The following is a 4,680-nucleotide window of genomic DNA, read 5'->3' as shown; positions in this document are numbered from 1 at the left end:
GGTCCCATTCCGAACCCGGAAGCTAAGACCCACAGCGCCGATGGTACTGCACCCGGGAGGGTGTGGGAGAGTAGGTCACCGCCGGACACACATTAGGTCGAGGCCCCAACCACCCATGGTTGGGGCCTCCCACATTTAACACACCACTAGACTTACGGGTTATGAACCCCCAAGCACCGCGTCCCAGGGACAGGCGTGCCACCATTCTCGACGTGGCCGCCGCAGCCGGCGTATCCCGGCAGACGGTGACCCGGGCGATGAACAATATGGCCGGCATCAGTGCCGAGACCAGGGAACGGGTACAACGGACCGCAGCGGAGCTGGGCTACACCCCCAGCCGCTTTGCCAAGGGGCTGGTACAGGGGGCGCGGACCTCAGTAGGGCTGGCCATCCCGGACCTGACCAACCCGTATTTCCCCGCCTTCGCCTCGAGCGTGGTGGAGGCTGCCACGGAACGCGGATGGAACGTGGTGGTTGATGATTATGGCCATGGCACGGGCAGCGCCGCGGACGCCGCCGCGCGCCTGGCGCCCCAGGTAGACGCGCTGATCGGATACCTTGCGCCGCACCCGGATGAGGCGCAAGCGCTGATGGGCCGCCGTCCGGTTGTCGCCCTGGATTCCCCCGGGGCCGGTACGGCCGGCGGGATTTCCTTTGACTACCTTCATGCAGCACGGCTCGCCCTCACCCACCTTGCCGCAACGGGACGCCGCAACATCGTCTTCCTGGATACGGACCAGGGACACCCGGCCAACGGCCGGAGCGCAGCCGCGGCGATGGTGGCGCAGCAGGCGGGGGTCCAGCTTGCCCTCATCCACGCGCACCCGTCCGCAGCTGGGGCGAGGGCAGCAGTGGCCTTGCTTGCGGCCAACGGTGAACGCCCAGACGGCATCCTCGCGTTCAACGACGTGATGGCAGCCGGCGCGTTGAAGGCACTCCAGGAGTCAGGGGTGGCAGTTCCCGGCGACTGTTCGGTGATCGGCATGGACGGCATACCGCTCGGGGAACTCCTGACGCCCGAATTGACCACGCTCTCACTGGATCTGCGCGCCGTGGGGCGCGCCGCCGTCGGCCTCCTGGACGGTTTGCTGTCCGGTTCAATCCAAGACCGCGGCCCTGAGGCCTACCTCACCCTGCAGCACCAGCTGATCGTCCGGCAGTCCGCCTGACCCCTACTCAAACAGGCCGAGGAACGATATGCTCTTCTGACGGTTCGTGAACGTTCACGCATCACGCCCAGTCATCTTTCCCAAGGAAATCCATGTCAGCGAATACTTCCGCCGCAACTGCCGGCACCCCGTCCGCCTCGGCCCCCGCAAGAACCACCCGCAGCCTCGATGTCGGCGCTGAGGGCGTCCGGGAGTTGGCCTGGCGCGGCCCTGGCAAGGGATCCCTCCCCCCGCGTGCCTATCTGGTGTCGGACGCCCCCAGGCTTTCACTCAACGGGGAATGGCAGTTCCGGCTCAGCTCCGGAATTCGGACCGCCCCCAATGACGGCTGGCAGCACGGCACGGACCTCTCCGGCTTCACCACCCTCCCTGTGCCGTCCAGCTGGAACATGCACGGACACGGGAGCCCGGCATACACCAACGTGCAGTTCCCCTTCCCGGTGGAACCACCCCACGTTCCTGACGCCAACCCGATCGGTGACCACCTGGTGACCTTCAACGCAGGCCCGGAATTCCTTCCCCATGCCCTCCTCCGGTTCGACGGCGTCGATTCCGCCGGCACAGTGTGGCTGAACGGAGTGGAACTCGGGACCACGCGCGGAAGCCGGCTGGCCCATGAGTTCGACGTCTCGGGCATCCTTGTCGAAGGCACCAACACCCTGGCCGTCAGGGTGGCCCAGTTCTCCGCCGGCAGCTATGTGGAGGACCAGGACATGTGGTGGCTTCCGGGGATCTTCCGGGACGTGACCCTGCAGGCACGCCCCCTGGACGGCATCGACGATGTGTTCGTCCACGCCGGCTATGACCCGGCGACGGGCCAAGGCACCCTCCGCATCGAGGCGACCCGCGCCGGCCAGGTGATTGACGCCGTCGTCCGCGTCCCCGAACTTTCCCTGGAACTTCCAGCAGGGGTGGAACACCAGATCCCCGGCGTAGCACCCTGGTGCGCCGAAATCCCCCGCCTCTACGACGCCACCGTCAGCACCTCGGGCGAGACCGTTGCCCTGCGGCTGGGCTTCCGGAGCATCACCATCGAAGACGCCCAGTTCAAGGTGAACGGACGCCGCATCCTGCTGCGCGGCGTCAATCGCCACGAGCACCACCCACGGCTGGGACGCGTGGTTCCAGGCGAGGTGGTGGAGGCGGAACTGCGCCTGATGAAGCAGTACAACATCAACGCCATCCGGACTTCGCACTACCCGCCGCATCCCGAATTCCTGGCGCTGGCAGACCAGCTGGGCTTCTATGTGGTCCTTGAGTGCGACCTGGAAACGCACGGCTTCCACAGTGCAGCCTGGGCGCAGAACCCCAGCGATGATCCGCAGTGGGAGGACGCCCTGCTGGACAGGATGCGGCGGACCGTCGAACGCGACAAGAACCATCCGTCGGTGATCATGTGGTCGCTTGGCAACGAAGCGGGCACCGGGCGGAACCTTGCGGCCATGTCCCGGTGGACCAAGGACCGCGACCCGTCCCGTCCCATCCACTACGAGGGCGACTGGTCGTCGCCGGACGTGGATGTCTACTCGCGGATGTACGCCAGCCAGGCCGAAACCGCGCTCATCGGGCAGGGCATTGAACCCGCCCTCGAGGACGCCAAGCTGGACGCCCGGCGCCGTGCCATGCCCTTCGTGTTGTGCGAATACGTCCACGCCATGGGTAACGGGCCCGGAGGCATGAGTGAGTACCAGGAGCTGTTCGGGAAATATCCACGGCTGATGGGCGGCTTCGTCTGGGAGTGGCTGGAGCACGGAATCACGGTTCCCACCCCCGGTGGAGGTGAGCATTTCGCCTACGGTGGGGATTTCGGTGAGGAAGTCCACGACGGAAACTTCGTCACGGACGGCCTGGTGGACGCCAACCGCAAGCCCCGCCCCGGCTTGCTGGACTTCAAGAAGGTGGTCGAGCCGCTGCACATTGCGGTCCCGGACTCGTGGGCCAGCTTCACGCTCCGGAATGGCCAGGACTTCGCGGATACGTCCGACTTCCGCTTCCAGTACAAATTGGAGGCCGACGGCGGTACGCGGCTTGAGGGAACAGTGGCGGTTGCGCCGCTGCCGGCGCAGTCCGAGGCCGTTGTGGAACTGCCGGCCGGGGTTGCCGGGTATGCAACTGAGCTGCCTAAGGCAGCGGAGGGTTCGGAGGGTTTGGAGAGCGGGACCGCGGTCCTCACCGTGAGTGCTGTGCTGGACACGGATACCGCCTGGGCGGCTGCAGGACACGAGGTTGCGTGGGGACAGGCGCTTCGCTCCGCTGCGGTACGCGCCGGGGTCCGTGCCGAGGACATGGTGGAGGCCGGGGATGACGAACTGCACCTCGGCACCGCAGTCTTCAGCCGGGCAACAGGCATGCCGCTGTCCCTTGGTGGAATTCCCGTGGACAAGTTCGGCCTGCTCCTTTGGTGGCCCCCGACCGACAACGATCTTGGCCGCGAGTGGGGGAGCGAAGACGTGCGGCCTCTTGCTGCGCAGTGGAAGGACGCGGGACTTGACCGGATGCACACGCGCCTTCTCGGGATCAGCGCAGAACCGGCAGTCGATGGCGGCGAGCAGCTGCGGGTCAGCACACGAATGGGAGCCGCCGACAAGCAGTTCGGAGTGTTGGTCGATTACCTGTGGACCAGCGGCGCCGGATCCCTGGCCTTGCGGACCCAGGTACGGCCGGTGGGGGAATGGGTCAATGCGGGTTTCGAGGTGGAGTGGGCGCGCATTGGAGTGGAGCTCGTGCTGGGAGCTGAAACCGGCACGGTCAGCTGGCTCGGCCAGGGACCGCACCAGAGCTACCCGGATACTGGCCAGGGTGCCCGGACGGGATGGTACGAACTTCCACTCGGCGAGCTGGACGTCGATTATGTCCGGCCCCAGGAATCGGGAGCCCGGTCGGGTGTGCGGTCCGCGGTGCTTGAAATAGGGGGCCGGCAGTTGTGCCTGGCCGGTGAGCCCTTTGCCCTGACTGTTCGGCCGTACAGCCTCCATGCACTCGAAGCGGCCACACATCGTCCCGATCTTCTGCCGGACGGCCGGAGCTACGTCTACGTGGACCACATCCTCAGGGGTGTGGGAACGGCCGCGTGCGGCCCGGGTGTGCTGGAACCATATCGGCTGAAGCCCCGGGAAGCGGACTTCGAAGTGGTCCTTCGCGTGCTTGGGTAGAGAACTTTCGGATGTGAGCCACTCCATATCGGCAACAATGCGTCCAGAGGAGCCAATACGCCTTCTTCCGCCGCCAAAAACCGCAGCAATCCGCGGTTTTTGGCGGTTCAGGAGTCCCCTCCGGCGCGATTTGCGGTGGGGGGTGTGTGCGGGTATTGTTTTCTGAGTCGCCGCCGCTGAAGCGGAAAGATAGCGGCCAACCCCCCAATTCAAAGCCTGTTTCTGGTTGCTCTTTAGGGCGCTGAAAATTGGTATGGGGTGGTCTTCAATTTCGGTGTGGGTCCTGGAAGATGGATTTGCTTCGGGGGTGGGGATCGGGTAAGTTTGAAAAGTTGCTCCGGAGCGATCCTGAACGTTGG

At 65.6% G+C, this 4,680-nt stretch carries 2 protein-coding genes and 1 rRNA gene; all 3 read left to right on the top strand.

Translation table 11 applies throughout. The features are described from left to right. Positions 1-87: ribosomal RNA gene (gene rrf, locus ACTJK0_RS21390) — 5S ribosomal RNA — on the top strand; the annotation flags it as partial. 74 nt (positions 88-161) lie between these two features. After that, positions 162-1,169, top strand: a complete 1,008-nt coding sequence (locus ACTJK0_RS21385; protein WP_440746545.1) for a LacI family DNA-binding transcriptional regulator — start codon at positions 162-164, stop codon at positions 1,167-1,169. 92 nt (positions 1,170-1,261) lie between these two features. Then, the gene (locus tag ACTJK0_RS21380) at positions 1,262-4,321 is read left to right on the top strand and encodes a glycoside hydrolase family 2 TIM barrel-domain containing protein (protein WP_440746544.1); all 3,060 of its coding nucleotides are present in this window, start codon (positions 1,262-1,264) and stop codon (positions 4,319-4,321) included. Positions 4,322-4,680 lie beyond the last annotated feature (359 nt).

Origin of the sequence: Paenarthrobacter sp. 22069 (assembly GCF_052046035.1) — a bacterium.
Taxonomy (GTDB): Bacteria; Actinomycetota; Actinomycetes; order Actinomycetales; family Micrococcaceae; genus Arthrobacter.
This window is presented reverse-complemented; position numbering and strand designations above follow the sequence as displayed.

What these genes read in the sequence shown, in the direction of transcription:
- ACTJK0_RS21385 (WP_440746545.1), top strand. Translation starts at nt 162, where the DNA reads ATGAACCCCCAAGCACCGCGTCCCAGGGACAGGCGTGCCACCATTCTC.
- ACTJK0_RS21380 (WP_440746544.1), top strand. Translation starts at nt 1,262, where the DNA reads ATGTCAGCGAATACTTCCGCCGCAACTGCCGGCACCCCGTCCGCCTCG.